Source organism: Sphingobium sp. DC-2 (assembly GCF_000722555.1).
GTDB lineage: Bacteria > Pseudomonadota > Alphaproteobacteria > Sphingomonadales > Sphingomonadaceae > Sphingobium > Sphingobium quisquiliarum.
Genome location: NZ_JNAC01000051.1, coordinates 1 through 23320, shown reverse-complemented (window position 1 = coordinate 23320; position 23320 = coordinate 1). Strand labels below are relative to the sequence as shown.

Genomic DNA, 23320 nt, shown 5'->3' with positions numbered 1-23320 from the left:
TCCCATCCCGCACCTTATTCGGTGCCCGGCATCGTCATGTTCGACGGCAAGCCGCAAAGCTGCCGTCCATAGGCCTCCATCACCGTATCGATGTTGATCGCGCCATGCTGCGTCCCTGCGCGGACATCGCGCCAGACGCGGTTGAGCGGATGGGAGGATGCGATGAACGACCCGCCGGATGCGGAGGCGAGGAGGTCCACCGCTTCCCACACCATCGACGCCGCCATGCCGCAATCGCGCCTGATCGCGAAACTTTCCATATGGGTCAGCGTGTCGCCGCGCCGGGCGGTTTCCTCAAGCAGGTGCGCGGCGCTGGACGCGATCGTCAGGGCGGCGTTGACCTTCGCCGTCGCACGGCCAAGATGCTGATGGATGACCGGCGCATCCGCCTGCCTGAGATACTGGGTATATTGGATGCCGCGTTTTTCGACCTTTTCCAGAAAGTGATCGATCGCGCCCAGCCCGCCGCCGATGATGGGGAAGGTCAGGACCAATGCGCCCCAGCCCGTTCCCGATATCCGGTACAGCAGCTCATTTTCCACGTTCGGCGACACATAGCCTTCCCGGCGCATCTTGCCGAAGGCGCCGATATAATCGGGCTTGACGACATAGTCGCGCAGCCTGACCGAATTGCTGCCGGACCCGCGCAGTGCGATGACGTCCCAATCGTCCAGAATCTCCAGTTCCCCGCACGGGATCAGGGCCAGGCCTTCGTCAATGACCTGGTCGTCGCTATCCTTGATCGGTACGCCCAGCATGTCCCAATTCGCGTGATTGATGCCGGAGTTGAACGCCCAGATGCCGTCCTCCACATGCAGTCCGGCGGCCGTCTGGCGCGACTTGAGCGTACGGGCGGAAAATACGCCGGCCAGCCTTGCCCCGCCCGGCGTTGAAAAGATCGTATCGGCGGTTTCACGGGGCAGGATCATCGCGCCCCCCCAATTGGAAATGTTGATGATGTTCAGCGCCCAGGCGACGCCCATGTCGCCGCGCGCCGTTTCGACGATGGTGCGCAGATAGGTCTGCAAATCGACCTGCGCGCCGCCATATTTTGCCGGGCTCAGCATCTGGAACGCGCCTGCCTGATCGAGCTTGTCGAAGATCGCGTCGGGAATCCGGCCGAGTGCTTCGGTTTCCGGCGCGCTGGCGCGCAAGTCCGTCCTCAGTCCCTCCGCCATGGAGATGAAGCCGTTCGCTTCGGTTGGAACGGACCGGGCGGCTGATGTGGCGGTCATTGATCTTCTCCAGCTTTGATCGGGGCATTCCCCGGATCGGCGATTCGTTGCGCCGATTCTTGTTTCAAAACATGGATGACATTAATGGCATATGCAAGGCCATGCCCGCCGGGGCGTGAAAATGCCCGACAATAGCCGAACTGTCGCTGGACAACCGTACGGTTTGGCAGTAAATGATGAACAGGACGAGAGCGTTGCCACATATCGTCCATAAATAAAGTGGCGATGGGATTTTGAAAAAATCGTGAGCGGCGGGCGCCGGTTCACCTGGTTACGGAGAGAGCGCATGGCGGGTTCACCCCCTCAACTCAAGCATGTCGGAGTCTATGTTGCGGATATTGAACGCATGCGCCGCTTCTATGGCGACGTGCTCGGCATGGTCGAAACCGACACAGGTGAGGTCGCGCGCTATGGCAATGCGCCGATCGTATTTCTCAGCGCCGACGCAAGTGCGCACCACCAGCTTGTGCTGTTGCAGTGGCCCGAAGGCATGGAGCGGGGGCCGAGCACCGTCAACCAGCTATCCTTCGCGGTTGAATCGCTCCCCCAGATCCGCGACATCCACGACCGGCTGAAGCAGGAGCGCGTGACGAAGCTGCTGCCGATCAACCACGGCACTTCGATCTCGCTCTATTCGGAGGATCCCGAAGGCAACGGCCTGGAAATCTATATGGACCTGCCCTGGTACATCTCCCAGCCGCACGGCGATCCGCTTGACCTCAGCCTGTCAGACGAGGAAATCATGCGCAGGACGGAGGAGATGGTGCGGGCCGACCCCAGCTTCCGCCCCTTCGCCGACTGGTCGTCCAGCATCAATGAAAAGATCAGGCAGCGGGCAGGGCAGGAGGCGTGAGCCACGCGAATCCGCCCCCCTTCCTTCTGGTGCACGGCGCCTATCATGGCGGCTGGTGCTGGCGCGATGTCGCGCGGCGGCTGCGCGCCAGCGGGTTCGACGTCTTCACGCCGACCCAGACCGGACTGGGGGAACGCCGCCACCTGTTGTCCGCCCATCTCACCATGGAAACGTTCGTCCAGGATATCGTCAACGTCATCCTTGTCGAGGAATTGGAGGATGTGATCCTGGTCGCGCACAGCTATGGGTCGCGCGTCTGCAATGGCGTTGTCGACCGCATGCCGGAACGTGTGCGCCATCTCGTTCATCTCGACGGCGGCTTTGCCTTTGACAATCAAAGCCGCCTTGAAGGCATGACGCCTGAAATGCGGGAGGCGCGCATTGCCAAGGCGATGCAGCATGACGGCGGTATCAGCGTGACTGGTCCGTCCGCGGCCGAATTCGGCATTGCCGATCCCGATCTTGCCGCCTGGGTCGACCGCCGCATGACGCCCCAGCCGTTCGGGCCGGAAAGGACCGCGCTCGTGCTGAACAATCCGCTGGGGAACGGCGTCCCCGCCACCTACATTGCCTGCATGGCGCCGCAGCTTGCGGCCGTCGCGAAAAGCGCCGCTTATGCAAAGGGCAGGGATGACTGGACCTATATTGAAATCAACGCCGGGCACGACGCGATGGTGACCCATCCCGCGCAGGTGGCGGACATTCTGGAAAACATCGTTCACAACGGGGCTCGTTCATGACGCGTATCGAATTGCAATCACGGGAAACGCAACCGGACCATCAGCATGTGTGGGACATGCTGGAGCGGGAGCGGCAGCGCCCCAATTCGAACATCTTCCGCGCCATAGCCAATCTGCCGGACGTTCTGGACCGCTTCATTCCCATGGCGAACGCCATTCGCGACGCGGGCGGGCTGGATGCGGAGCTGCGCGAACTGGTCATCATCATGACCTGCCTGACGATCGGTTCCTCTTATGAAGAGGACCGGCACTGGAATATCGCCGTCCGCATGGGTGTGCCCAAGGACAAGCTGGCCGCGATCTGGGGCTTCGAACATTCCAGCCATTTCGATGAGAGGGAAAAGGCGGTGCTGCGGCTCGCCCGGCAAACGGCGCGCGCCCCGGCGCAGGTGAGCGAAGATGTCTGGCGGGACGTGGAGCGCCATCTTGGCTCCGGGCCTGCGCTGGCGGTGCTGTTCACCGTGGGCTGGTACAAGATGACGGCGTGCGTCACCGGGCCGCTCGACCTGGATGACGAGCCCGGCTTCACCCGCCTGTAGGCTGCAAGGGCCAGGCGTTCAGAGGAATTTGCGGATCGGCGTGGGTGGCGTCAGCGCATGTTCGCGCAGGGCCTTGTCCAGCACGTGGGCCAGGTCAACCTCGCCGATGGCCGAAAAGGCCTGCTGCATGTCGGTCAGCATCTCCTCGTCCGGCACCGCGCCGCGCTGGGCCCAGGCTTCGTTGATCATGTCCAGCATGCTGGCCAGGATGCCCGATATCAGCCTGCACATCGGCCCGTGGCCGCTATAGGGTTGCTGACGGCTCAGCCGTTCGAAGATGATCGACTGGCTTTCCATGATGAACAGTCCGCGCCGCGCCAGGAAATTGGGCGAACGATAGGCCCGGCGCATACGGTCGCGGTTGATTTCAGAGTGGGTCATCGCCAGCGTGCTGGTGAACCAGGCGATCAGCACCTGCTCGACCGGCTCGTCATGGGGAAGGCGGCGGTCAAGCTCCATGCCCAGGTCGCGCAGGCCGTAACTCAGATCCAGATAGATGACATCCATCTTGCTCTGGAAATAGCGGAAGAAGGTGCGGGTCGACACTCCGGCCTCCGCTGCGATCGCTTCCGCCGTCGTCGTTTCGAACCCGCCGCCCTGCTCGCCGCCATTGCGATGGAACAGTCTCTGCGCCGCCGCGATGATCTCCAGCCGGATGCGGCGGCCGCGCGCGGTGATGGGCAGCGGTTCTGCGCTGGCAATCGGCAGAAGGGGGAATTGCGCGCTTTCCCTTCGCTTCTTCGCGGCTTGCATGTCCGACGCGCGGCGGATGGCCACCGCATCGCGCAAGGGCCTCAGTTCAGGATGGTCGAGCAGTCCCTGACGTTCCAGCGCTTCGATCAATCCGGCCTTTTCCCACTGCCGGAAACGCGCGTGCACGGCGCTGCCGCTGCCATAGACATCGCCGGTCAGGTCGCGCCATGCTTGCCCGGTCGCGAATTTTTCCAGCACCGCCGTGAACATCAGCCGGTCGTCATTGCGCTTGCGGCCGCCGCCTTCCGCGCGCTTGTACACGCGATCGGCGGCGCGCCCGTTGCGCGGCAGAAGCGGCTCTATCTCCTTCCAGAGTGTGGCGGAAATCATCCCCTGTCCGTGTCCCTGTCAGCCATGCGGACGATCGGGCGACGGCTGCCCCAGTACGTCGAGGATCACGGCGGCGATCGGCGGCCGCGGCTCGCGCCAGGCAAGCGCCAGGTCCACGCCCGCCTCGAAATCGTCGAGCGGGCGGAAACACAGGCCGCCGATATTCATGTTGGTCAGCGATCGCGGCGCCAGCACCACGCCGCCTCCGCTCGCGGCGATGCAGGCGGCCGTCAGGAAATCGCTGCAATCGATGAAGGGGGGCCTCGCAAAGCCGCCTGCCTGCGCCAGGGACTGCACGAAGCGGGGCAATCCCATGCTCCGCGCCGCCTGCGGGATGATGAACGTCTCCCCGGCCAGATCGGCGCAGCGCAAACGCTCCTGCCGGGCGAGGCGATGCGCCGCGCTCATCGCGATGATCATGCGCTCGCTATGAACGATGCGCGCCGACACGCCCGGCGGATAATCGTCCTGCGGGCGCAGGAAACCCGCATCCGCGCGCGCGTCGCTCAGTGCGGCGAGTTGTTCGGGCGTTTCCATGGGCACGCAGTTGACGTGGAGCAGCGGCAGCCGCCCGGCAACCCCTTTCAGCGCTTCGGTCAATATTCCGCACAGCGCCGCGGAAAAGACATAGTGCAGTCGCGCCGGGCCTGCCTCCCCCCGCGCCGCCGCCCGGCCGATGCGTTCCGCCCGGTCCATGCGGTCGAGCGTGGCGCACGCCTCCTCCAGGAAGATCGCGCCGAACGGGGTCAGGCGCACCGCCGCGCGGCGTCCGCGTTCGAACAGGCATGCGCCCAGATTGTCCTCCAGCCGCCTGATCTGCCCCGACAAGGCGGATTGAGCGAGCCCCAGCCGTAAGGCCGCGCGCCCGAAATGCGCCTCCTCCGCCACGGCGATCAGGCAACGGAGCTGCCGACTGTCTATCAAGCATTGATCTCCATAAAGATCATAGAATGCAATTTCTAATGTTTAACCGATCAGCGGCGAAGTTCAACATCGCCCCGAACATGGGAGCGTGAATTGATGCCGGACAAATTTGCATTTGCGTGGGACGATCCGATCCTGCTCGATGATCAGCTGACCGACGATGAGCGGATGGTGCGCGACACTGCGCGCGCCTATGCGCTCGACCGGCTGGCCCCACGTGCCGCCGAAGCCTTCGCCAGCGAACATACCGACCCGGAGATATTCCGCGAAATGGGCGCGATCGGCCTGCTCGGCCCGACCATCCCGGAAGAATATGGCGGCGTCGGCGCCAGCTATGTCGCCTATGGCCTGGTCGCGCGCGAAGTGGAGCGTATCGATTCCGGCTACCGCTCGATGATGAGCGTGCAGTCGAGCCTCGTCATGTACCCGATCCACGCTTATGGGTCGGAAGCGCAGAAGCGCACATATCTGCCCAGATTGGCCAGCGGCGAATGGATCGGCTGCTTCGGCCTGACCGAGCCGGACGCGGGTTCCGATCCCGGCGGGATGACCACGCGCGCGCGCAGGACGGCGGGCGGCTATGTGCTGTCGGGGGCGAAGACCTGGATTTCCAATTCGCCGATCGCCGATGTCTTCATCATCTGGGCCAAGAGCGACGCGCATGGCGGCGCCATTCGCGGCTTCGTGCTCGAAAAGGGGATGAAGGGCCTGTCCGCGCCCAAGATCGAAGGAAAGCTCAGCCTGCGCGCATCGATCACCGGCATGGTGGTGCTGGACGATGTCGAGGTGGGCGAGGACGCCCTGCTGCCCGAAGTCGAGGGGCTGAAAGGTCCCTTCGGCTGCCTCAACCGCGCCCGCTACGGCATTAGCTGGGGCGCGATGGGCGCGGCGGAAGCCTGCTTCCACGCCGCGCGGCAATATGGGCTCGACCGCAGGCAGTTCGGCCGCCCGCTCGCCGCGACGCAGCTTTATCAGAAGAAGCTTGCCGACATGCTGACCGAAATCACGCTTGGCCTGCAAGCATCGCTGCGCATCGGCCGCCTGATGGACGAAGGACGGTTCGCGCCGGAGATGGTCTCGATCGTCAAGCGCAACAATGTCGGCAAGGCGCTGGACATCGCCCGCGCCGCGCGGGAGATGCATGGCGGCAACGGCATATCCGGAGAGTTCCCGGTGATGCGGCATCTGGTCAATCTGGAAACGGTCAACACCTATGAAGGGACGCATGACATTCATGCGCTGATCCTGGGTCGTGCCATCACCGGCATCGCGGCCTTTTGATGGCGGGGCCGCCGCTCGCGGGCATCAAGGTGCTGGAACTGGCCCGGATTCTCGCCGGGCCATGGGCGGGCCAGCTCCTCGCCGATCTGGGCGCGGACGTGATCAAGGTGGAAAGCCCTTCCGGTGACGACACCCGCCGCTGGGGCCCTCCCTTCGTGGAGAATGGCGACGGCACTCGCGACGCCGCCTATTTCCACGCCGCGAACCGGGGCAAGAGGTCGCTGGCGATCGACTTCACCACGCCGGAGGGCCAGGCGGAAGTCCGGCGTCTTGCCGTCGAAGCCGATGTACTGATCGAGAATTTCAAGGTCGGCGGCCTCAAAAAATATGGCCTCAGCTTTGACGATCTTGCCGCGCTCAATCCCCGGCTGGTCTATTGCTCGATCACCGGCTTCGGCCAGACCGGTCCCTATGCCGCGCGCGCCGGTTATGACTTCATCGTCCAGGGCATGAGCGGGATCATGGACCTGACCGGCGATCCGGCAGGACCTCCGCAAAAGATCGGCGTTGCCTATGCCGACATCATGACCGGCCTGTATGCCGTCACCGGCATCCAGGCGGCGCTGATCCAGCGGGAAAGCACCGGGCGCGGCCAGCATGTCGACGCTGCCCTGTTCGACGTCATGGTGGCGACGCTCGCCAATCAGGCGATGAACTGCCTGATCTCCGGCAAATCGCCGCAGCGGCTGGGCAACGCGCATCCCAATATCGTGCCCTATGACGTCTATCCTGCGGCCGATGGATGGTTCATCCTCGCCACCGGCAACGATGCGCAGTTCGCGCGCGTATCGGCCGTGCTGGGGATCGCGCCCGGCCCGCACCTCGCCACCAATGCCGGACGCGTCGCGGCGCGGGCGGAGGTGTTCGACATGATTTCGGCGGCCACGAAGCTGTCGAAGCGCAACGATCTGCTCGCGCGGCTGGAGGCGGCGGGCGTCCCGGCCGGACCGATCAACAGCGTCGCGGAGGCGCTGGCCGACCCGCAGATCGCGGCGCGCGGCATCGTGCGGTCCTTCACGCGTGAAGGCGGCGGCAGCGTGCCGGGGCTGGTGACGCCGCTCCACTTCTCCGGCGCACCGCTTGCATGCGGGGCGGCTTCGCCGCAGCTTGACGATGCGCATGATCATCGAAGGACCTTCACATGACCGAAGTCACTCTCTACGCCGCGCCACGCGCCTGCTCGCTCGTGACCCTGATCGCGCTGGAAGCGGCCGGTATCGCCTATCGCGCGATCTGGCTGAATCTCGTGGCCAGGGAGCAGCGGGAGCCCGGCTATCTGGCGGTCAATCCACGCGGCAAGGTGCCGGTGCTCGTCACGCCGCAGGGGACGATCACGGAGAATGCGGCCATTCTGGCGTGGATCGCTGGCCGCGCCCCGAAAAAGCGGCTTCTTCCCGATCTGGGCACGGCCGAAGGGGTGCCGGTGCTGAGCGATCTGGCGTGGTTCTCCTCCGGCATTCATCCGCTGCTGACCCGCATGCTCGTGCCGCAACGGATCACGGACGATGCGGAATGCCAGCGGCTGGTCGCGGAATATGCGGCCAAATTGCTGCCGGACGAGTTCGCCCTGATCGAGGAGAGGCTGTCGGGGGGCGGCTGGTGGCTCGATCAATGGTCGCTGCTCGATGGCTATCTCTTCTGGATATGGAACCGCGCCATGGCCGGGCCGCTGGACCTGTCCCCCTATCGCGCCTTCGCGGATCATGCGCGGCGGATGTTGCAGGAACCGCCCGTCGCGCGCGCGGTCGAGGCCGAACGGCGCGGCGCGAACTGAATGCCCGGCCGCGCCAGACCTCTGCCTGCACCATCCCGCTTCAACCCATTTTCCGAAACCATATAGAGGCAGCAACCCGGTCCCGGACCTGGGCTCCTGCCTCCGCAGGAGCGTGTCAGGCCTTGCCCTGGCGGAACAGCAGGCTCACCAGGAACAGCGCCGTACGCGCGTCGAGTAGCTTGAGCAGGCCTCGCGCCTCCTGCGGCGTCAGCCGCGCGGTCATCGGCATCGACCCATAAATCTTGCCCTTGATCAGCAGGTCGGAGCCATCGCGCTCCAGCTTGCCGACCTGCATCAGTTCGGCACCGGTCCCGTCCAACAGCTTCACTGCGCCACCACCTTGTCGAAATCGATGCCCATGTCGTCGAACATCTTGATCGCGACCGGGCGGCCGATGCTGAACACGCCGCCGCCCGGATGCATGAACGGGCCGCTCAGATACAATCCCTCGACATTGGGCACGGCATAGTTGGACAGTTCCGGCGTCGGACGCATGCCGCCAAACTGGAACAGATGGAATCCCAGGCCGCATGCGTCGCCATCGACCATGCTGTTGGGTGAATGGCGCTCCATGTCCAGCGGACTGTCGACGACGCGGAACAGGATATTGTCCGGCGTCAGGTTCGGCATGAAGTAGGCCGCCTTCTCGATCATGTTGTCGGCCACGCGTTCCTTGATCTCGTCCCATTTTTGCGCGCCGCCGTCCGCCAGCTTGTAGGGGACGTGCTGGAGCAGGTAAAGCAACGGGTTGTCCTCCGGCGACCGGCCGGGGATCTGCATGTCGCTGCCTGCGAGCAGCGGGCGCTCATAATTGATCTCACCATGGCGCATCGGGTCGAAGGCCTTGAGGAAATCGCGCAGATTGTCGGCGAAGATCCACTTGACGATGCTGTCCTCGCTGATGTGCGACGGCATGTTCTTCTTGAGCGGCTCCTTCAACCCGCCGTCGATCTTGATGATGCCGTATGGACTCTGGATGGTCCGCTTGCCGCGTGCAACTACGGTATCCGGGATGCCATCCACGAACTGTCCAGGTTGCGCGGATGGATGGAGGCGACCACTGCGTCACGCGCGGCATATTCCTCGTCATCGGTGGTCAGCAGGCCGGTCGCCCGTCCGCCGCTGGTCAGCACCTTCTCCACCTTCGCATTCTTGATGATCGTGCCGCCATGATATTCGATGCATCGCGCCAGCGCCGCCGCCAGTGCGCCGCTGCCGCCGATCGGCATGCCTGCCTTGAAATTATGCTGAAGCGCAGTTGTCAGCAATACGCACAGCCCATTGCCCATGTCGTCGGGAAAGCCCAGCGTATGTTCGGTCGCCGACCGGATCATGTGAATCTTGATATGATCGCTTTCGAACAACTCATCCACGACTTGCAGCGGGCTGCGAAACATCATGTCGATGATGCGGCGTCCGTCCTCGTTTCCGCTCAGCATGCCCAGCGTCACATGCAGCGGCAGCGGCACCGTGTACATGCCAGCCATCAGCATCGGCAGAACGCGCGCGCCCAGCATGGCGAGATCGCGATAGGCCTCCGCATCCTTTTCCGAATGGCGCGCGATTGACTGGCAGGTCCGGTCCAGATCGTCGAACACTTCCAGCGTGCTGAAGTCCGACAGGATCGTCGTCTGGAACGCGCCGGGATGCACATATTCAAGACCGAATTTCGACAGCAGGTTCAATTCGTCATTGCGGATCAGCGGATTGGGCTGGATCAGATAATGGTGCACCGAATGAAGGTCATGGGTAAAGCCGGGATGTCCGCGCTCGATCGTCACCGTGCCGCCGCCGATAAAGTCATGCTGTTCCAGAACGACGACCTTCTTGCCCGCCTTGGCAAGGTAAGCCGCGGTTCCAAGCGTGTTCTGCCCGGCGCCCATCACGGCGATGTCGTAGATATTGCTCATAAACCCTCTCAGCTGGCAGGCGCTTTCGTGCGGATGGCCTCGCACGCCTATTAGATGGGGAGGGCAATCGCCGGGAAGACCGCACTTTCAGGTGGGTAACGCACCTTCAGGTAACCACCTCGTCGTGACGCGCATATGCAGCGCTTCACTCGCCGGGATCGGCGTCGTCAAAGCTCTGTTGCGCGGCATGGAACCGGGCTTCGTTGCGGAAGCACCATCGCTCCATGCCATCGATCCATTCGACCAGTTCGCGGCCAAGGGGCGTCAGGGTATAATAGGTGCTGGGCGGCACGGTCGGGCGGACGGTCCGCTCCAGCAGGCCCATCCGCTCATGGACGCGCAGTTTCGCGGTCAGCACGCGATGCGAGATGTCATTGGCGCCGCCCAGCCGCGACAGCAGGTTGACGACGCGTTGCAGTTCGGAAGGGCGGAATGTGCCCGCGCCCAGCAGGGTCAGGATCAGCGCCGACCACCTGTCGCCTACCAGTTGCAGTAACTCGACCATATGCGACCCTTGCCCAAGGGAATGGCCGAACACAGTCGACAGGATCGAATCAAGCCTGTCCCGCCGCGCGGGATCGTGGTCGATCAGGCTGCTATGCAACTCGCCGATCAGGCTGCCGAGCGCGGCATCCGCGTGATGTGCCGATATGTGCAGCGTCCTCTCCACCTGATCATTCTCCGGCACCCGCGTCGCGCCGTCACGTCCGGGAACGCGGCTGCGATGGGCTTCGCGCCACTCTCCCGCGGATCCATCCGGGACAGCCTATAACGATCGCATTTATAGGACAACCGTACAAAGCATATTGACGCGGTAACAGTACAGTCGTACGAATAAGGCAAGGCAAGCCCTGCCGGATCGCAAGCGATTCACGGCGGGCCCATGCGGCCAATGAAGAGAGGATATGATGGAATTTCAGCGGTTTGGCCCGTCCCCCTTACCTGATGACGCAGTCAGCCAGCCGGTTACGGTGCGCGACGGCGTCAAGCTGGCTACCGATCTCTATGGCATAGATGAAACGAAGCCGTCGCCGACCATCCTCATCCGCACGCCCTATGACAAATGCGGTCCGATCCACGGCCTGCCGCAGGTCGCCCGGCGCTTTGTCGAGGCGGGCTATTCGGTGGCGGTGCAGGATGTGCGCGGCAAGTTCCGGTCCGAAGGCGCGACCGAATTTCAGAAGCACGAGGCGGACGACAGCTATGATGTGATCGACTGGGTTTCGCGTCAGCCGTGGAATAACGGCTCGGTCGCCATGTGGGGCATTTCCTATTATGGCTTCGTGACGCTGGCCGCCGCATCCTCCGGCCATCCCGCGCTCAAGGCGATCGCGCCGCGGGTTACAGGGTCGCAGCTCGCCCATAATCTGCGCTATCGCGACGGATCGCGCGAAGTCGAGCCGCTGTTGTCGCGCTGGTATTATGGGCAGGCCTATGTCGAAAACGACCTGTTCGGTTACAAGCTGGACGTGAAGAAGCTGCCCCTCTCGAAGCTGTTCGATGAATTCTTTGATGAAATCGGATACCGTTCCGCTGATTTCGATGCGTCGTTCAAGGAAGATTTCCGGGAACGCGGCCTGTCCACGGCGCAACTTCTGTCTCATCCGGTTCCGACGCTCTACACTGTCGGGTGGTATGATTTTTCCGCTGGCCAGTCCTGGGCCGACATCGACCGCCTGAGCGCATCACCGGCCTGGGCCGGCAAGCTGCATCTCCAGCTCGAAGCGATCGACCATGACGGCTACAGTCTCGATCAGGCGCCGATGACCGAAGCCGATCTGCACTGGATGAATCCGGCGGTGCGCCAGGCGATGCTCGACCGCATGATGCCGCCCGCAATTGCCTTCTTCAATCACTATTTACGCGGCGGCCCGCCCGTCCCGCGCGTGCGCTACGAAGTCTGCCACGGGTCCATGAAGGCCAGCGGAAGCTGGCCGCCGGAGCCCTCCCGCGCGGTGCAGCTATATCTGGATCAGGCGCAGGACGGGGCGGGCACGATCGCGCTCGCGCCGGGCGCGCCGTCGCAGGTGCAGTGGGAGCATGACGGCAACAATCTCATCACCTCTGTGGGTGGATTTGCCGATGCGCCCGCAGGGCCGGGCAGCGTATCCCTGTTCATGGCATGGCCCGACTTTGCGGAGATGAGCAAGCGCCCGGACGTGGTGAGCTTCCGCAGCGCGCCGATGCGCGCCGATGTCGAACTGGCCGGGCCGGTCGATCTGTTCGGCCGGATCGGATCGACGTTGGACGGCACCGACATCTTCGTCCGCCTGCTGGACGAAGCGCCTGACGGGACGCAGCGCCAGATCACGCGCGGACAGATCCATGTCGAAGGCGTGCGCGCTCCCGGCGCGGGTGAACTGACGCCGTTCCACGTACCGTCCATGCAGACCGCATACCGGCTTGCGGCCGGGCACCGGCTGGCCTTGCAGATTTTCAGCAGCGACTTCCCCGAATTCGTGCCGAACGGCGGCGCGGGGGTCGATCCCTGGCTGGTGGAGACGGTGCCATCGTCGACGCAGGTGCTGGAGCTGGGGGGCGAGCAGGGGGCCATGGTGCGGCTGACCGTGGGCATGACGGCAGAAGCGGTCAGCGCCGCCTTTCCCGCCGCTTAACCAGGCTTTCGATATGGGTGACGATCAGTGAACACACAGGCATACCGGGACAAGACGGTTTACATCACGGGCGGAGGGAACGGCATCGGCCGCGCGCTTGCGCTCGCCTTCGCACGGCGCGGCGCGGCCCTCGCGCTGGTGGACATCTCGCGCGAGGGACTGGCCGGAACCCAGGCGGACGCCGCTGCGGCAGGTGCGGCGCGCGTAACCACCCATGTAGTCGATGTCGCGCGGCGCGAGCAGGTGGAAACGGCCGCGCAGGAGGTCCTCGCCGCACATGGAGAGGTCCACTACCTCTTCGCCAATGCCGGGGTAGGCTTCACCGGCGTTTCGATGGACGCTGTCCGGCCTGAGGAGCTGGAGTGGACCTTCGGCGTCAATGTGTTCGGCGTGTTCCACACCATCCAGTCGCTGCTGCCCTCGATGCGGGCGCATGGAAAGCCCGCACATATATTATGCACAGCGTCGATCGCCGCGCTCAACACGCCCGCGGGCTTCGACATGGGCGTCTATTGCGCGAACAAGGTTGCGCTGCCCGCGCTGATGCAGGGCTTTCGCGATAGTCTGACCGGCGCGCCGATCCACGTTTCGACAATCTATCCCGGCCTGACGAGCACGGACATCGATCAGCGATCCAGGGATTTGCGCCCGGCCGGTGATGGCGCTCCGGCAAAGCTGCCCGGCTTCCTCAACCCGTTGAATGGCGAAGATGCGGGCGCGGTTGCGGAACGCATCATCGCTGGGATGGAGGCGGGTCTGCCGCACATCTTCACGCATGTCGCCATGGCACAGCCGCAGGCGTCCCGCTACGCCGCCGAGATCAGCGACGCGATCACCGCCTGCGAACGGCTGTTCGCGCAAGACCCCGTTCACTCATGACGAGTGGGGACAGCATGCGCCAACAGGAAAGAGGGATGGAACTGATGCCGGATAGAAGAAGCTTTCTGCAAGGCGGCGTGGCGGCCGGTGTCGCCGTCACGGCGAGCGGGGCGCCCGCCTTCGCCGCGTCGCTGGCCGATCCCCGGCCCGCCTTCTTCCGCGTCGTGGTGGATGATCGGCTGCCGGGCAGCGTCCTGTTCGGGCGAGAGGCCGCCCGGCGCGGTGAAACGGTTCATGCGATGACCGGCGATATCACAGGCTTTTGGGTGAAGCAGCTTCACCGCCGCTGGTCCAACGACATGGCGCCCATCGCCGGTGTGACGGCGCATGGCCCCTTCTTCTGCATGGAGCAACTTGCGCGGATCAGCGGCTTTCGGGTGCTGTTCACGACTGAACATGCGGGGATCGACGGCCGCAGCCAGGCAGCGATCTGGAACAGGAACAATCCCGGCCTCAGCCTGACGGCGGAAAGCCCCGCGCATGTCTGGGCGCAGCGGTTCGGCGAGATTGCGCGCGGCGCGGCGCTGGGGGATCAGCGCTGCACCGTGGCTTCGGGACCCGGCCTCTTCCCGGATGATGATCCGTGCCGGATGATTTCCTGGGTCGTCGGCCCGAAGCATCTTCTTCCAACACGAGCTTGAGGACCGCTATGGCCCTTCCTTTGCCGCCCCAGGTTTCCGCCGCTGACTTCAAGCAGGCGCTCGAACAGTTCGCGCAGGCAGTTGGTTCGCAATGGGTGTTCACGTCCGAAGAAGACGTGATGCTCTATCGGGACGCCTATTCGCCCTTGTGGGACGAGCCCGATGAACTGATCCCTTCCGCCGCCGTCGCCCCGTCGACCGTTGAGGAAGTGCAGGCGGTCGTGCGCATCGCCAACCGCTTCAAGGTTCCTCTCTATACCATTTCGACGGGCATGAACCTGGGCTATGGCGGGTCCTCGCCCAATCTGCGCGGCAGCGTGATCGTTGATCTCAAGCGGATGAACCGCATCATCGAAGTGGACGACAAGCGTCATTTCGCAATCGTCGAACCGGGCGTCTCCTATTTCGATCTGTACCGCTATATTCAGGAGCGTAAGCTCAAGGTGTGGCTGGATATTCCCGATCCCGGCTGGGGAAGCCCGATAGGCAACGCTCTCGATCACGGCCTTGGTTATACGCTCCAGGCCTATCGCGATCATTTCGGCGCGCACAGCGGGATGGAGGTTGTGCTGCCCAATGGCGAGGTGATGCGCACTGGCATGGGCGCAATGCCGGGATCCAAGACCTTCGCCGAATATCGCTATGGCTATGGTCCCTATGTCGATGGGCTGTTCGGGCAAGCGAATTTCGGCATCGTCACAAAGATGGGCTTTTGGCTGATGCCAGAGCCGGAGGCTTATATTTCCGGCCTCATTTCCGTGAAACGCCGCGCCGATTTTGCGCCGCTTGTGGACATCGTCAACTATCTGGAAAATACCGGGACGGCGACGACGCCGCAATATAGCAGCCCGCTGCTCGGCAAGATGATGGACCCGCGCGTGCAGAAGGTCGCGTGGGACTTGTCAGTCCCCGATGAACAGCTCGACCAGCTTGCCGCTGACCTTGGCGTTCCGGCCTGGACGGTCGAGTTGCAATTCTACGGCAATCGGGATGTTGTCCGTGCGGCGTGGCAAGCATCCCAGGCAAGGATTCTCGCCGCCATTCCCGGAAGCAGCGCGAAGCTGATCAATGAATTCAGCTTTCCCTTTACCGAGGATCAGAAGAAAAACCTCCTCCGCAAGAGCGCCTTTGGCATCCCGGCGCTCGACGTCTTCGCCCTTGGCGCCAGAAACGAACGCTCGCCGGTTCCCGCGGACGGGCATCTCGGCTTCACGACGATGATCGCCAAGAGCGCGGAGGCTGTGTTCGAAGCACAGAAGATGTTCATCGAGGCGGCGAAGGGGTTCAACATTCCTTCTGTCGTGACCCGTTTCAACCCGCCGATGGCATGGCAGCCCCGCAGCTTCATGATGCTGGGAATCTTCATGCTGTCGAGGGACGACCCGAAAAAGAATCGGGAAACGCGTGAACTCTATGGCCATTATCTCCTGGAGGCCGCGAAGGCGGGCTATGGCGAATATCGCGCGCCCGCATTCTTCCAGGAGCAGATCGCGCGCACTTATTCTTTCAACAACAATGCCCTGTTGCGGTTCGCGGAAACGATGAAGGACGCGGTCGATCCCAACGGAATTCTGTCGCCCGGCCGCGGCGGCATCTGGCCCGCCCGATATAGAAAGGCTAAATAATGGCTCGTTACACCGCGCTGGTTGCGATCGCCGGCACATTGTTCCTCGGCGCTGCTGGTTTAGCCAGCGCGCGCAAGCCTGCTCCGGCCCCGGCAAACGGGCCCGCCGCGCAGATCGCGCGCGGCGACAAGATATTCCAGACGAATTGCGCCGCCTGTCACGGTCATGGATCGGGCGGCGACGATTATCTGACTGGCGAACATTGGAAATATCTGCCGGGCACGCTCGCGATCTACGTCAAATATCAAATGCCGTACCGCCCGCGTTGGAGGACAGGACCGACCTGACCCATGAGGTGATCGAATATTATGTGCGCAACGGCATATCGATCATGCCGCAGTTCCGCAAAACCGTGGTGTCCGATCAGGATCTCAAGGACCTGTCCGCCTATTTGATGCGCAACAACGGCCGGGCCTCAACGGCGAAGAAATAGTCAGGCGACAGCGCCATGTCGGCACTCCCTTCTCCATCGCAGCATGCATGGCTGTCATATCCGTTCCGGGGCACGGCAACGCGTCCGGGACGGATCGCGACGGGCAGCCGGGAGGCGTCGAATGTACCCCTTCAATGAAGGATCATTTGCTGCCCGCGACTGCTGGTATGTCGCGGCCTTTTCGGAAGAAGTGGGGCGTGAACCGCTGGGCCGCACCATCCTGAACGAGCCGGTCGTCGTCTATCGCAAGGAGGATGGAAAGCCCATTCTCCGCACCCGGCTGTTTCATGCCGTGATGCCCGAAACAGCGAAGAGTTGCGCCTATTTCTTCGCCATGGCCAGCACTGATCACGGAATATTGGACGAGATGGAAGACTATCTGCGGCCAGTCATAGGGGAAGACAAGTTCGCGACCGAAGAGATCGAAAAGATGCTCGCGATCGTGGGGGAAAATCCCAGGGAGTTGCTCATCCGAACCGATAGAACGGCCGTCGAAGGCCGCCGCATGTTGCAGGCGATGATGGACGCCGAACAATCTCTAGTAGAGGAAAGATAATGGTTAATTTCGTTGCTCGCGGAATTTTGTGTCTTGGGATGGCGCTGGCCGCTGTCCCGGCCGAGGCCAAGACAATCGTCATCCATATGAAGAATAAGGGTGCGGAAGGATCGATGGTGTTCGAACCCGCTTTCGTGAAAGCGGCGCCGGGCGACGTCATTCGCTTTGTTCCGACTGACCCCAGCCACAATGCCGAAACCATTCCAGCTATGTGGCCCGCCAGCGTCAAACCGGCAAAAGGCATGATCAACAAGGAATTGGCCGTGCCGGTTACGACGCCGGGTCTCTATGGTTTCAAGTGTCTCCCCCATTACGGCATGGGCATGGTCGCGCTGGTCCAGGTGGGCGATGTGCCAGCCGCCAGCGTCGCGGCCGCCAGGGCGGTGCGCCTGCCTGGCCTCGCGGCCAAACGGATGAACGGATATCTCGGCCGCGTGAAGTGACCGGGCTGGCGATCCGCTGAAGGCAGGACCGGGAGCGGATCGCATAATCAGGAGAGAGCCAATGTTCGTGAAAAATGCCTGGCACGCAATCGGCTATTCGCAGGAATTCGAAACGGGTACGCCAGCGGCGCGGCAGATCATCGGCAAGCCGATCGTGGTGTATCGCACCGATGCGGGTGATCTGGTCGCGCTGGACGACCGGTGCAGCCATCGTTTCGCGCCATTGTCGCGCGGACGCTGCGAAGGCGACATGCTTCGCTGCATGTATCATGGCGCATTGTTCGAACGGACCGGCCAGTGCATCCAGATTCCGGGTCAGGACAAGGTGCCAGCGCAAGCCCGCATCCAGTCCTATGCCGTGGCCGAACGTAGCGGCTGGGTGTTCGTATGGGGCGGCGACCCCGCCGGGGCCGATCCCGGACGCCTGCCGAATTTCCTGCCGCTGGAGGGCGGCGAGTTCACCTTCGCCAAGGGCGCGATGGATTATCGCGCGGCGGCCAGCCAGATAAACGCCAACCTGCTCGATTTCACGCATCTTCCCTTCGTTCACACCGCCAGCTTCGGCGCGCGCGAAGATTCATGGAAGGAAGCCCGTTCGAAGATCACGCCGGTTGAAAACGGCATATCGGTCACATGGTGGGTCCCCGGCGCGATAATACCGGCGCACGAGACTCGCCTGGAGGTGCGTGTCGTCGATCAGCTGTTGATGTATGAATATACCGTACCGGGCCATCTTTCGATGATGATGGAATTCTATCCCGAAAACACCGCCCGCTCCTGTGATTTCGGCACGCCCTCGATCGAGCCGGTGGTGCGCGATTACAACGCGCAGTCGGTCTGCGCTACGGGTGAGGGCACGGCGCGCTATTATTATGCCTGGGGCGTGCCCAGGGCCATTCCCGGCGCGGAAGAGGTCGCCAGCATGCGCTTGGAGATCGCAGGGCGCGCGTTCGAGGAGGACCGGCTGATGATCGAGGCGCAGCAACGCATCATCGATAGCACGCCCGATGACATCGTGATGGTCCCCAACGCCGCTGACAAGGCCATCACGCTGTTCGAGCGCCTGATGGCCAAAGCCGCGCGCGAGGACAGCGAGTCCGCCGGGCCGCTGTCCTGACGCCGGTATCTGCATAAAGGGGGCGGCCTGCGCTCGCCTCGTTCCGGCCTGACGCTGTCCGGCTGGAACGATGGGCGCAGGCCGAAAGCAATGGGCCGCCCTCAGCGGCCGCAACGGGAGGAGCCTGATAATGAAACCGGGAAGCTGGACCAGCATCATCACCATATTTTTCGTCGGGCTTATCGCGGCGGCTTCGATCGGCAAGATCCTGCCGCTCATTCCCGATGTCGCATCGTCGATGGGCGTCGACGCGGGGACTGTCTCATGGTGCATTTCCAGCATCGCCGCCGCGGCCGTGCTGCTGGCGCCGCTCGGCGGTTCGCTGACCGAACGCATTGGCGACCGCCGCCTGATGGCGCTGGGCATGGCCATCATCGTCGCGGGCAATATCGGCGACTATTACGCGCCCGGCTTCGCATCGCTGACCGTATCGCGCCTTATCGAAGGCGGCGGATGCATCTTCGTGTCGCTCGGATCGCTGGCGATGGTGGCGCGCACCACCACCGGGGCAAGGCAGCCTTTGGCGATGGCGCTCATTTCCACGACGGTGCCGGTGGGTATCGGCCTTTCAGCGGCGCTGGCGGGATTTGCGTCAGGGCCCGGCTGGCCGATCGTCTTCGTCATTCATGCGGTGGCCGCGCTCGCCGGTCTGCTGCTCGTGCTCGCCCTGTCGAAGTCGCAGGCCGTGCAGAGCGAACATGGCGGCACCCGCTGGATCGACGTCCTGCGCTTGCGGGGCCCCATCCGCCTGTCCGTGGGCCTCGCCGTGCTGACGATCGCGCAGTTCGGCCTGGGCGCGCTGTTCCCGACATTCCTGATCGGCGCATTCGGCTTCAGCCCAGCGACCGCCGGGCTCTTTTCGCTCGCCAGCTATCCCGCCTCCGTGATCGGCAGCATCCTGCTGGGGGTGATGCTCGCCCGCAACGTCAGCGCGCGCGCGATCTTCGTGGTGACGCTGGTGATCGTCGCTGTCGCCGGGCCGCTGGCTTATCTGCCTGTCCTCGGACTGACCGGCGCGGTGATCAGCCTGTTCCTGTTCTGCGCCGGCGGTGGCGTCCTGGTCGGCATGTCCGCCGCGCGCTTTCCGCATGTGGCGCCCAGCCCCGACGCCATTGGCGCGACTTCGGGGCTGATGCTTCAATTCGCCAATCTCGGCGTGCTTCTGGGCGCGCCCGTTACCTTCGGCACCTTCGCTCTGGGCGGACGGGAGGGAGTCGCTCTGCTGGCGCTCGCCTGCTGTGTCGTGAATGGGCTGTTCTGGCTCAGCGACCGCCGGATCACTCCAGGCGCGAACGCGGACGTCTGATCCGAGGGGGGGCGGCGCTCACGTCCCGGCCATGCCAGGGCGTGAGCGCCGTTATCGTTCATTTGAAGGCGGCGAGATTGTCGCGCACAAACTGTTCGAACCGGATCGCCTTGCGCTGGAGAACCCGCTCGACATCCGGGTAGACTTCCCCTTCGCCTCCCTTGGAAACCAGCGTGAACAGCTCGATCGCGGCGTCCGCATCCGCTTCCGGCAAGCCATTGGCGATCATGCCCGCGCGGGCGGCGGCGAAGGGCACAGGCTGGAACGTCACCGTTTCGCCCAACACCTGGGTGAATATCCCCGCAATGATCGTGTTGGTCAGCGTTTCGGGGCCGGTAAGGTCATAGGCCTTGTTCGCATGGCCTTTCTCCAGAAGCGCGGCCGCCGCCACGGCGCCGATGTCGCGCGCGTCGATCATGCTTTGCGGCGCGTCGCCCATGGGCGAATGGAACACGCGATATTCGCGGATATGCGCGGCATGGCGCAGCAGATTGTCGTAAAAGGTGTTGGGCCGCAGGATGGTGAAGTCAATGCCGGACTGCCGAAGTTCCTCGTCCAGCGCGGTATGCTGGCGCACGAGCAGGGAAGGCGACTGCGGGTCGGGATGCAGTCCCGAAATGCGGACGATGTGGCTGACGCCCTGCCGCTTGGCCGCAGCGAACAGATTGCGGTTCAATGCAAGCGCGTCCGCGCTGGGAGAAAGCGCCACGAACAGCGCGCGCGCCCCCTGGAACGCGCCGTCGAGCGAGGCGGGATCGCCGATATCCCCGGTGATGGGTTCAAGCAGGCTGTCCCTGATCTGCGCGCCCTTCGCTTCGGAACGGACGAGCGCCCGCGCCGCGACGTTGCGGTTGCGCAATTCGGCGCGAAGGGCGCTGCCGGTTGTTCCGGTCGCTCCCACGATGACGATATCACTTTGAGGCATGATGCGATCTTCTCCCTTTACGTAGATCTGTTCAGAGACCGGCGGAATCGCGCCGGTTGACAGAAAATTAGTACGATCGTACGGTATTTATGGCAAGAACATAGTACGATCGTCCGGGGAAATCCGCCCTTGAGCCAAGGGCTTCGTTCCCCGGCCGGAAAGCGCAGCCGCAAAGGCGCATATGATCGCTTGGGAAAGGAGAGGCGCATGAAACGAGTCGTTACGCAGCGGACCGCCGATGGACGTTCGGTCTTCTGGGCCGCCGGAGAGGCGGAAGGGCATCAGTTCGAGCATATTCCGGGCATGAACTTGACGCTGCTTTGGCGCACGCCTGCCGTGCCGGACCTCAACATGCCTCTCAGCGAGCCTGTCAGGGGCACCTCGCTGATCCCTGAGCCAGGTGGCACGCTGTTTGAAATGCTTGTCATTCCGCCCGATCACGTCATGATGTCGCCATCGTTCGATCCAGTAGCCGCTGCGGAGGAAAATCTTCGCTGGGCGCCGGGGGTCGCGGAAACGTTCGAGGTGGAGGATCCTGGAATGCATACCACCAATTCGGTGGATTACGGCATCGTCATGTCCGGCGAGATCTGGCTTGAACTGGATGAAGGCCGGACCGAACATTTGCGTGCGGGCGACGTCATCATTCAAAACGGCACGCGCCATGCGTGGCGCAATCGCGGCGACGTTCCCGCCAGAATGATCTTCATCCTTATCGGAGCCCGCCCTTTCACGGCGGCGGCATAGGCGGATCACGGCCCATCGGCATGAACAGCATCACCGAACTTCTGGACAAGGCGCGCGAACTGGCCGTTTCGAACGACAAGATCCGCGAGATCATCCACCAGCGCGAAGGCAATTGGCGCCTGGAACTCGTGCGGCAGCGGCGGCGGCTGATCACATTGATCTGCGATCTTGAAATGCTGTTGAGCAGGGCGCTGGCCAACCCGGCGGCTCCGGGCGAGGTGCGCGACATGAAGGAAGCGCTTTTCCACATGCGCACCATCCTTGCCCATCATCAGGCAAGCTGGCCTGCGGCAACTCTGGATACGGGGATCGAGGATTATCTGTTGTCGGCGAACCATGTGCGTGAGCGCTTTCTGACCTTCGCAGCGCATGTCGAAAAGCTTTCGGCGCGTTTCAGGACCTGATCCGCCCGCGTTCAGAATATGCGCCTGGCCTTGTCGAGCACGCCCTGAGGGTCATATTTGCGCTTGGCCGCATCGAATGCAGGCCAGGCATCGGCGAGATGCGCGGCCCATTCCGCCGGGGAATAATCCACCGCTGCCACAGGGTCCACGCTGCCCGGCGCATGCACAGCCGCCGCCTGTTCGAACAGGCGGCGGTTTTCGGCCAGCACCGCCGCAAGCTGGTCCTGCCGGTCGAAGCTTACGCACCAGAAGGTCGCGACCACGACTGACCAATCCTGACGCGGCAGGCTGGGCAACGGCGTTCGCGATCGTCCGGTGAGCATCGGATAGACGATGAACAGGTCGAAGGGACCGGCCGTGGCGGGATCGAAAAACTGCTCCAGCTCCTCGACGAAAGCGGGCGCGCGTTCTGCGGATGTCTGGGTCGACCACCAGGGATGGGCATGCGGACCGGCTGCCTGGCAAGGCAGCGTGGTCATATCCCCCAGCCGGAACAGAAAGTCTTCGAAACTGCTGTCGATCGGATTGGCGTGGGCGATCATGCCGTTCAGCCCCTCGCACACCCAGCCAACATCCGGGCGTTCGCCGCTGTAGAAGGCCGTCGCCTCGATCAGATGCACCCACTGACCATCGGGCGCGGCGACGATCCCCTGAAAGGCGTCGACCCGGTCATCATGGGCCAACTGCATCAGGTCGGCGGTCATCGCCGCGGCATCGGGGTAGGGAATCTGAACGCGTAGCGCCCGCTCCGGCGCAGGGATCAGGCCCAGCGTGGCCTTCGTCATCACGCCCACCGTGCCCATTCCTCCCAGCACGGCATGGAACAGATCGCTCTCCTGCTAGGGCGAACAGCGGTGGAGCATCCCGTCGGCCGTCGCCACCTCCAGTTCCAGGACATTGTCGGCCTGAAGGCCGTAGCGGCGGGACGTCATGCCCATGCCGCCCCAGGACACGTGCCGCCGACTGTCAGGTCTAGAAAGTCGATGAGCACAGGCGGCACCAGGCCCTGGGCCAGCGCCGCCTTGACCACTGTGGCCCAGGTTGCGCCCGCATCCACGACGCACTGGTCGCGTTCGATCGCATGAACCCGATTGAGGCTGGACATATCGATCAGCACGCCGCCGGGCCGCGCGACCGTCTGGCCATAGACGGACCGGCCCAGCCCGCGCACGGTGACGGGAACGCCGCGCCGTCCCGCTTCCTTGAGCGCGGCGGCGATATCCTCCGGTGAACCGGGCTCCTGAACCGCGCCGGGTTTGCCGGAGGCTGGTTGGTTTGAGTCACGCCGCC

26 protein-coding genes and 2 pseudogenes are annotated in these 23320 nt (G+C 63.5%); 18 read left to right on the top strand and 10 right to left on the bottom strand.

The features are described 5' to 3' along the window. Positions 1-14: 14 nt before the first annotated feature. The gene (locus tag ET21_RS0110880; protein ID WP_051768118.1) at positions 15-1235 is read right to left on the bottom strand and encodes an acyl-CoA dehydrogenase family protein; all 1221 of its coding nucleotides are present in this window, start codon (positions 1233-1235) and stop codon (positions 15-17) included. Positions 1236-1521: 286 nt separating this feature from the next. On the opposite strand from ET21_RS0110880, the gene ET21_RS0110870 reads away from it, so the two are divergent. The 3 genes from ET21_RS0110870 to ET21_RS0110860 are packed head-to-tail and all read left to right on the top strand — an operon-like array spanning position 1522 to position 3367. After that, positions 1522-2088 carry a VOC family protein gene (locus ET21_RS0110870; RefSeq protein ID WP_021238994.1) on the top strand — a complete coding sequence of 189 codons (567 nt, stop codon included), beginning with the start codon at positions 1522-1524 and terminating at the stop codon, positions 2086-2088. Continuing rightward, positions 2085-2828, top strand: a complete 744-nt coding sequence (locus ET21_RS0110865) for an alpha/beta fold hydrolase (protein ID WP_037470740.1) — start codon at positions 2085-2087, stop codon at positions 2826-2828. The genes ET21_RS0110870 and ET21_RS0110865 overlap by 4 nt, the downstream gene beginning before the upstream one ends. Continuing rightward, positions 2825-3367, top strand: a complete 543-nt coding sequence (locus ET21_RS0110860) for a carboxymuconolactone decarboxylase family protein (protein WP_030539691.1) — start codon at positions 2825-2827, stop codon at positions 3365-3367. Before ET21_RS0110865 ends, ET21_RS0110860 begins: the two co-directional genes overlap by 4 nt. Before the next feature lie 18 nt (positions 3368-3385). Here the strand turns inward: ET21_RS0110860 and ET21_RS26580 are convergent, their stop codons facing one another. Continuing rightward, entirely contained in the window at positions 3386-4450 is a 1065-nt protein-coding gene (locus ET21_RS26580; RefSeq protein WP_051768117.1) for a transposase, read from the bottom strand. An 18-nt stretch (positions 4451-4468) separates the two neighbouring features. After that, a complete protein-coding gene (locus ET21_RS0110850) occupies positions 4469-5374 on the bottom strand; it encodes a LysR family transcriptional regulator (protein ID WP_051768116.1) in 906 nt (301 codons plus the stop codon). 96 nt (positions 5375-5470) lie between these two features. Here ET21_RS0110850 and ET21_RS0110845 point away from each other — a divergent pair, with 96 nt between their 5' ends. From ET21_RS0110845 to ET21_RS0110835, 3 genes are read left to right on the top strand one after another with little or no spacing between them, the layout of a single operon-like run. Beyond that, positions 5471-6655, top strand: coding sequence for an acyl-CoA dehydrogenase (locus tag ET21_RS0110845; protein WP_030539688.1), 1185 nt, complete (start codon positions 5471-5473; stop codon positions 6653-6655). Next, positions 6655-7800, top strand: coding sequence for a CaiB/BaiF CoA-transferase family protein (locus ET21_RS0110840; protein WP_030539687.1), 1146 nt, complete (start codon positions 6655-6657; stop codon positions 7798-7800). Before ET21_RS0110845 ends, ET21_RS0110840 begins: the two co-directional genes overlap by 1 nt. Then, the gene (locus ET21_RS0110835) at positions 7797-8429 is read left to right on the top strand and encodes a glutathione S-transferase family protein (protein ID WP_030539686.1); all 633 of its coding nucleotides are present in this window, start codon (positions 7797-7799) and stop codon (positions 8427-8429) included. Before ET21_RS0110840 ends, ET21_RS0110835 begins: the two co-directional genes overlap by 4 nt. 115 nt (positions 8430-8544) lie before the next feature. On the opposite strand, the gene ET21_RS0110830 is transcribed toward ET21_RS0110835, so the two are convergent. The 4 genes from ET21_RS0110830 to ET21_RS0110820 form a co-directional block, all read right to left on the bottom strand. Continuing rightward, a complete protein-coding gene (locus ET21_RS0110830; RefSeq protein ID WP_030539685.1) occupies positions 8545-8757 on the bottom strand; it encodes a hypothetical protein in 213 nt (70 codons plus the stop codon). After that, a complete protein-coding gene (locus tag ET21_RS26575) occupies positions 8754-9452 on the bottom strand; it encodes an NAD(P)/FAD-dependent oxidoreductase (protein WP_051768115.1) in 699 nt (232 codons plus the stop codon). The genes ET21_RS0110830 and ET21_RS26575 overlap by 4 nt, the downstream gene beginning before the upstream one ends. Next, positions 9428-10339 (bottom strand): NAD(P)/FAD-dependent oxidoreductase, encoded by a 912-nt coding sequence (locus ET21_RS26570; RefSeq protein WP_051768114.1) that lies wholly within the window; start codon positions 10337-10339, stop codon positions 9428-9430. The genes ET21_RS26575 and ET21_RS26570 overlap by 25 nt, the downstream gene beginning before the upstream one ends. 145 nt (positions 10340-10484) lie before the next feature. Further along, positions 10485-11027: a helix-turn-helix domain-containing protein gene (locus ET21_RS0110820; RefSeq protein ID WP_081856677.1), complete on the bottom strand. Its 543-nt coding sequence runs from the start codon at positions 11025-11027 to the stop codon at positions 10485-10487. Between the two features lie 217 nt (positions 11028-11244). Between ET21_RS0110820 and ET21_RS0110815 the strand changes: the two genes are divergently transcribed. From ET21_RS0110815 to ET21_RS0110770, 10 genes and pseudogenes are all read left to right on the top strand, one after another. Continuing rightward, a complete protein-coding gene (locus ET21_RS0110815; protein WP_030539683.1) occupies positions 11245-12954 on the top strand; it encodes a CocE/NonD family hydrolase in 1710 nt (569 codons plus the stop codon). A 27-nt stretch (positions 12955-12981) separates the two neighbouring features. Beyond that, positions 12982-13833, top strand: a complete 852-nt coding sequence (locus ET21_RS0110810; RefSeq protein WP_051768113.1) for an SDR family oxidoreductase — start codon at positions 12982-12984, stop codon at positions 13831-13833. Between the two features lie 44 nt (positions 13834-13877). Next, positions 13878-14474 (top strand): hypothetical protein, encoded by a 597-nt coding sequence (locus ET21_RS0110805; RefSeq protein WP_156029107.1) that lies wholly within the window; start codon positions 13878-13880, stop codon positions 14472-14474. An 8-nt stretch (positions 14475-14482) separates the two neighbouring features. Further along, positions 14483-16099 carry an FAD-binding oxidoreductase gene (locus ET21_RS0110800; protein WP_030539680.1) on the top strand — a complete coding sequence of 539 codons (1617 nt, stop codon included), beginning with the start codon at positions 14483-14485 and terminating at the stop codon, positions 16097-16099. Beyond that, positions 16099-16386 (top strand): c-type cytochrome, encoded by a 288-nt coding sequence (locus ET21_RS27050; RefSeq protein ID WP_081856676.1) that lies wholly within the window; start codon positions 16099-16101, stop codon positions 16384-16386. Before ET21_RS0110800 ends, ET21_RS27050 begins: the two co-directional genes overlap by 1 nt. After that, entirely contained in the window at positions 16365-16532 is a 168-nt protein-coding gene (locus tag ET21_RS0110790; RefSeq protein WP_202807125.1) for a cytochrome c, read from the top strand. The genes ET21_RS27050 and ET21_RS0110790 overlap by 22 nt, the downstream gene beginning before the upstream one ends. A 37-nt stretch (positions 16533-16569) precedes the next feature. Further along, positions 16570-17088: pseudogene (locus tag ET21_RS0110785) on the top strand (hypothetical protein); the annotation flags it as partial. A gap of 38 nt (positions 17089-17126) precedes the next feature. Next, entirely contained in the window at positions 17127-17531 is a 405-nt protein-coding gene (locus ET21_RS0110780) for a pseudoazurin (RefSeq protein ID WP_021239068.1), read from the top strand. A gap of 61 nt (positions 17532-17592) precedes the next feature. Then, the gene (locus ET21_RS0110775; protein ID WP_030539677.1) at positions 17593-18648 is read left to right on the top strand and encodes a Rieske 2Fe-2S domain-containing protein; all 1056 of its coding nucleotides are present in this window, start codon (positions 17593-17595) and stop codon (positions 18646-18648) included. 130 nt (positions 18649-18778) lie between these two features. Then, positions 18779-19954 carry an MFS transporter gene (locus ET21_RS0110770; protein ID WP_030539676.1) on the top strand — a complete coding sequence of 392 codons (1176 nt, stop codon included), beginning with the start codon at positions 18779-18781 and terminating at the stop codon, positions 19952-19954. A 58-nt stretch (positions 19955-20012) separates the two neighbouring features. On the opposite strand, the gene ET21_RS25775 is transcribed toward ET21_RS0110770, so the two are convergent. Further along, the gene (locus tag ET21_RS25775; protein ID WP_051768111.1) at positions 20013-20879 is read right to left on the bottom strand and encodes an SDR family oxidoreductase; all 867 of its coding nucleotides are present in this window, start codon (positions 20877-20879) and stop codon (positions 20013-20015) included. A 207-nt stretch (positions 20880-21086) separates the two neighbouring features. Here ET21_RS25775 and ET21_RS0110760 point away from each other — a divergent pair, with 207 nt between their 5' ends. Together ET21_RS0110760 and ET21_RS0110755 are read left to right on the top strand one after the other, a co-directional pair. Beyond that, positions 21087-21626: a cupin domain-containing protein gene (locus ET21_RS0110760; protein WP_030539674.1), complete on the top strand. Its 540-nt coding sequence runs from the start codon at positions 21087-21089 to the stop codon at positions 21624-21626. A 20-nt stretch (positions 21627-21646) separates the two neighbouring features. Further along, on the top strand, positions 21647-22030 hold the full coding sequence (locus ET21_RS0110755; protein WP_021239059.1) for a hypothetical protein: 384 nt from the start codon (positions 21647-21649) through the stop codon (positions 22028-22030). Positions 22031-22041: 11 nt separating this feature from the next. Here the strand turns inward: ET21_RS0110755 and ET21_RS0110750 are convergent, their stop codons facing one another. Together ET21_RS0110750 and ET21_RS0110740 are read right to left on the bottom strand one after the other, a co-directional pair. Further along, positions 22042-22815 (bottom strand): hypothetical protein, encoded by a 774-nt coding sequence (locus tag ET21_RS0110750; RefSeq protein ID WP_162180701.1) that lies wholly within the window; start codon positions 22813-22815, stop codon positions 22042-22044. 54 nt (positions 22816-22869) lie between these two features. After that, positions 22870-23249, bottom strand: a pseudogene (locus ET21_RS0110740) (FAD-dependent oxidoreductase). Between the last annotated feature and the right edge of the window lie 71 nt (positions 23250-23320).

Excerpts from the sequence above, each read along its gene's own strand:
- ET21_RS0110880 (WP_051768118.1), bottom strand. The coding sequence starts at position 1,235 with ATGACCGCCACATCAGCCGCCCGGTCCGTTCCAACCGAAGCGAACGGC.
- ET21_RS0110870 (WP_021238994.1), top strand. The coding sequence starts at position 1,522 with ATGGCGGGTTCACCCCCTCAACTCAAGCATGTCGGAGTCTATGTTGCG.
- ET21_RS0110860 (WP_030539691.1), top strand. The coding sequence starts at position 2,825 with ATGACGCGTATCGAATTGCAATCACGGGAAACGCAACCGGACCATCAG.
- ET21_RS26580 (WP_051768117.1), bottom strand. The coding sequence starts at position 4,450 with ATGATTTCCGCCACACTCTGGAAGGAGATAGAGCCGCTTCTGCCGCGC.
- ET21_RS0110845 (WP_030539688.1), top strand. The coding sequence starts at position 5,471 with ATGCCGGACAAATTTGCATTTGCGTGGGACGATCCGATCCTGCTCGAT.
- ET21_RS0110840 (WP_030539687.1), top strand. The coding sequence starts at position 6,655 with ATGGCGGGGCCGCCGCTCGCGGGCATCAAGGTGCTGGAACTGGCCCGG.
- ET21_RS0110835 (WP_030539686.1), top strand. The coding sequence starts at position 7,797 with ATGACCGAAGTCACTCTCTACGCCGCGCCACGCGCCTGCTCGCTCGTG.
- ET21_RS26570 (WP_051768114.1), bottom strand. The coding sequence starts at position 10,339 with ATGAGCAATATCTACGACATCGCCGTGATGGGCGCCGGGCAGAACACG.
- ET21_RS0110815 (WP_030539683.1), top strand. The coding sequence starts at position 11,245 with ATGATGGAATTTCAGCGGTTTGGCCCGTCCCCCTTACCTGATGACGCA.
- ET21_RS0110805 (WP_156029107.1), top strand. The coding sequence starts at position 13,878 with ATGCCGGATAGAAGAAGCTTTCTGCAAGGCGGCGTGGCGGCCGGTGTC.
- ET21_RS0110800 (WP_030539680.1), top strand. The coding sequence starts at position 14,483 with ATGGCCCTTCCTTTGCCGCCCCAGGTTTCCGCCGCTGACTTCAAGCAG.
- ET21_RS27050 (WP_081856676.1), top strand. The coding sequence starts at position 16,099 with ATGGCTCGTTACACCGCGCTGGTTGCGATCGCCGGCACATTGTTCCTC.
- ET21_RS0110780 (WP_021239068.1), top strand. The coding sequence starts at position 17,127 with ATGGCGCTGGCCGCTGTCCCGGCCGAGGCCAAGACAATCGTCATCCAT.
- ET21_RS0110775 (WP_030539677.1), top strand. The coding sequence starts at position 17,593 with ATGTTCGTGAAAAATGCCTGGCACGCAATCGGCTATTCGCAGGAATTC.
- ET21_RS0110770 (WP_030539676.1), top strand. The coding sequence starts at position 18,779 with ATGAAACCGGGAAGCTGGACCAGCATCATCACCATATTTTTCGTCGGG.
- ET21_RS25775 (WP_051768111.1), bottom strand. The coding sequence starts at position 20,879 with ATGCCTCAAAGTGATATCGTCATCGTGGGAGCGACCGGAACAACCGGC.
- ET21_RS0110760 (WP_030539674.1), top strand. The coding sequence starts at position 21,087 with ATGAAACGAGTCGTTACGCAGCGGACCGCCGATGGACGTTCGGTCTTC.
- ET21_RS0110755 (WP_021239059.1), top strand. The coding sequence starts at position 21,647 with ATGAACAGCATCACCGAACTTCTGGACAAGGCGCGCGAACTGGCCGTT.
- ET21_RS0110750 (WP_162180701.1), bottom strand. The coding sequence starts at position 22,815 with ATGACGAAGGCCACGCTGGGCCTGATCCCTGCGCCGGAGCGGGCGCTA.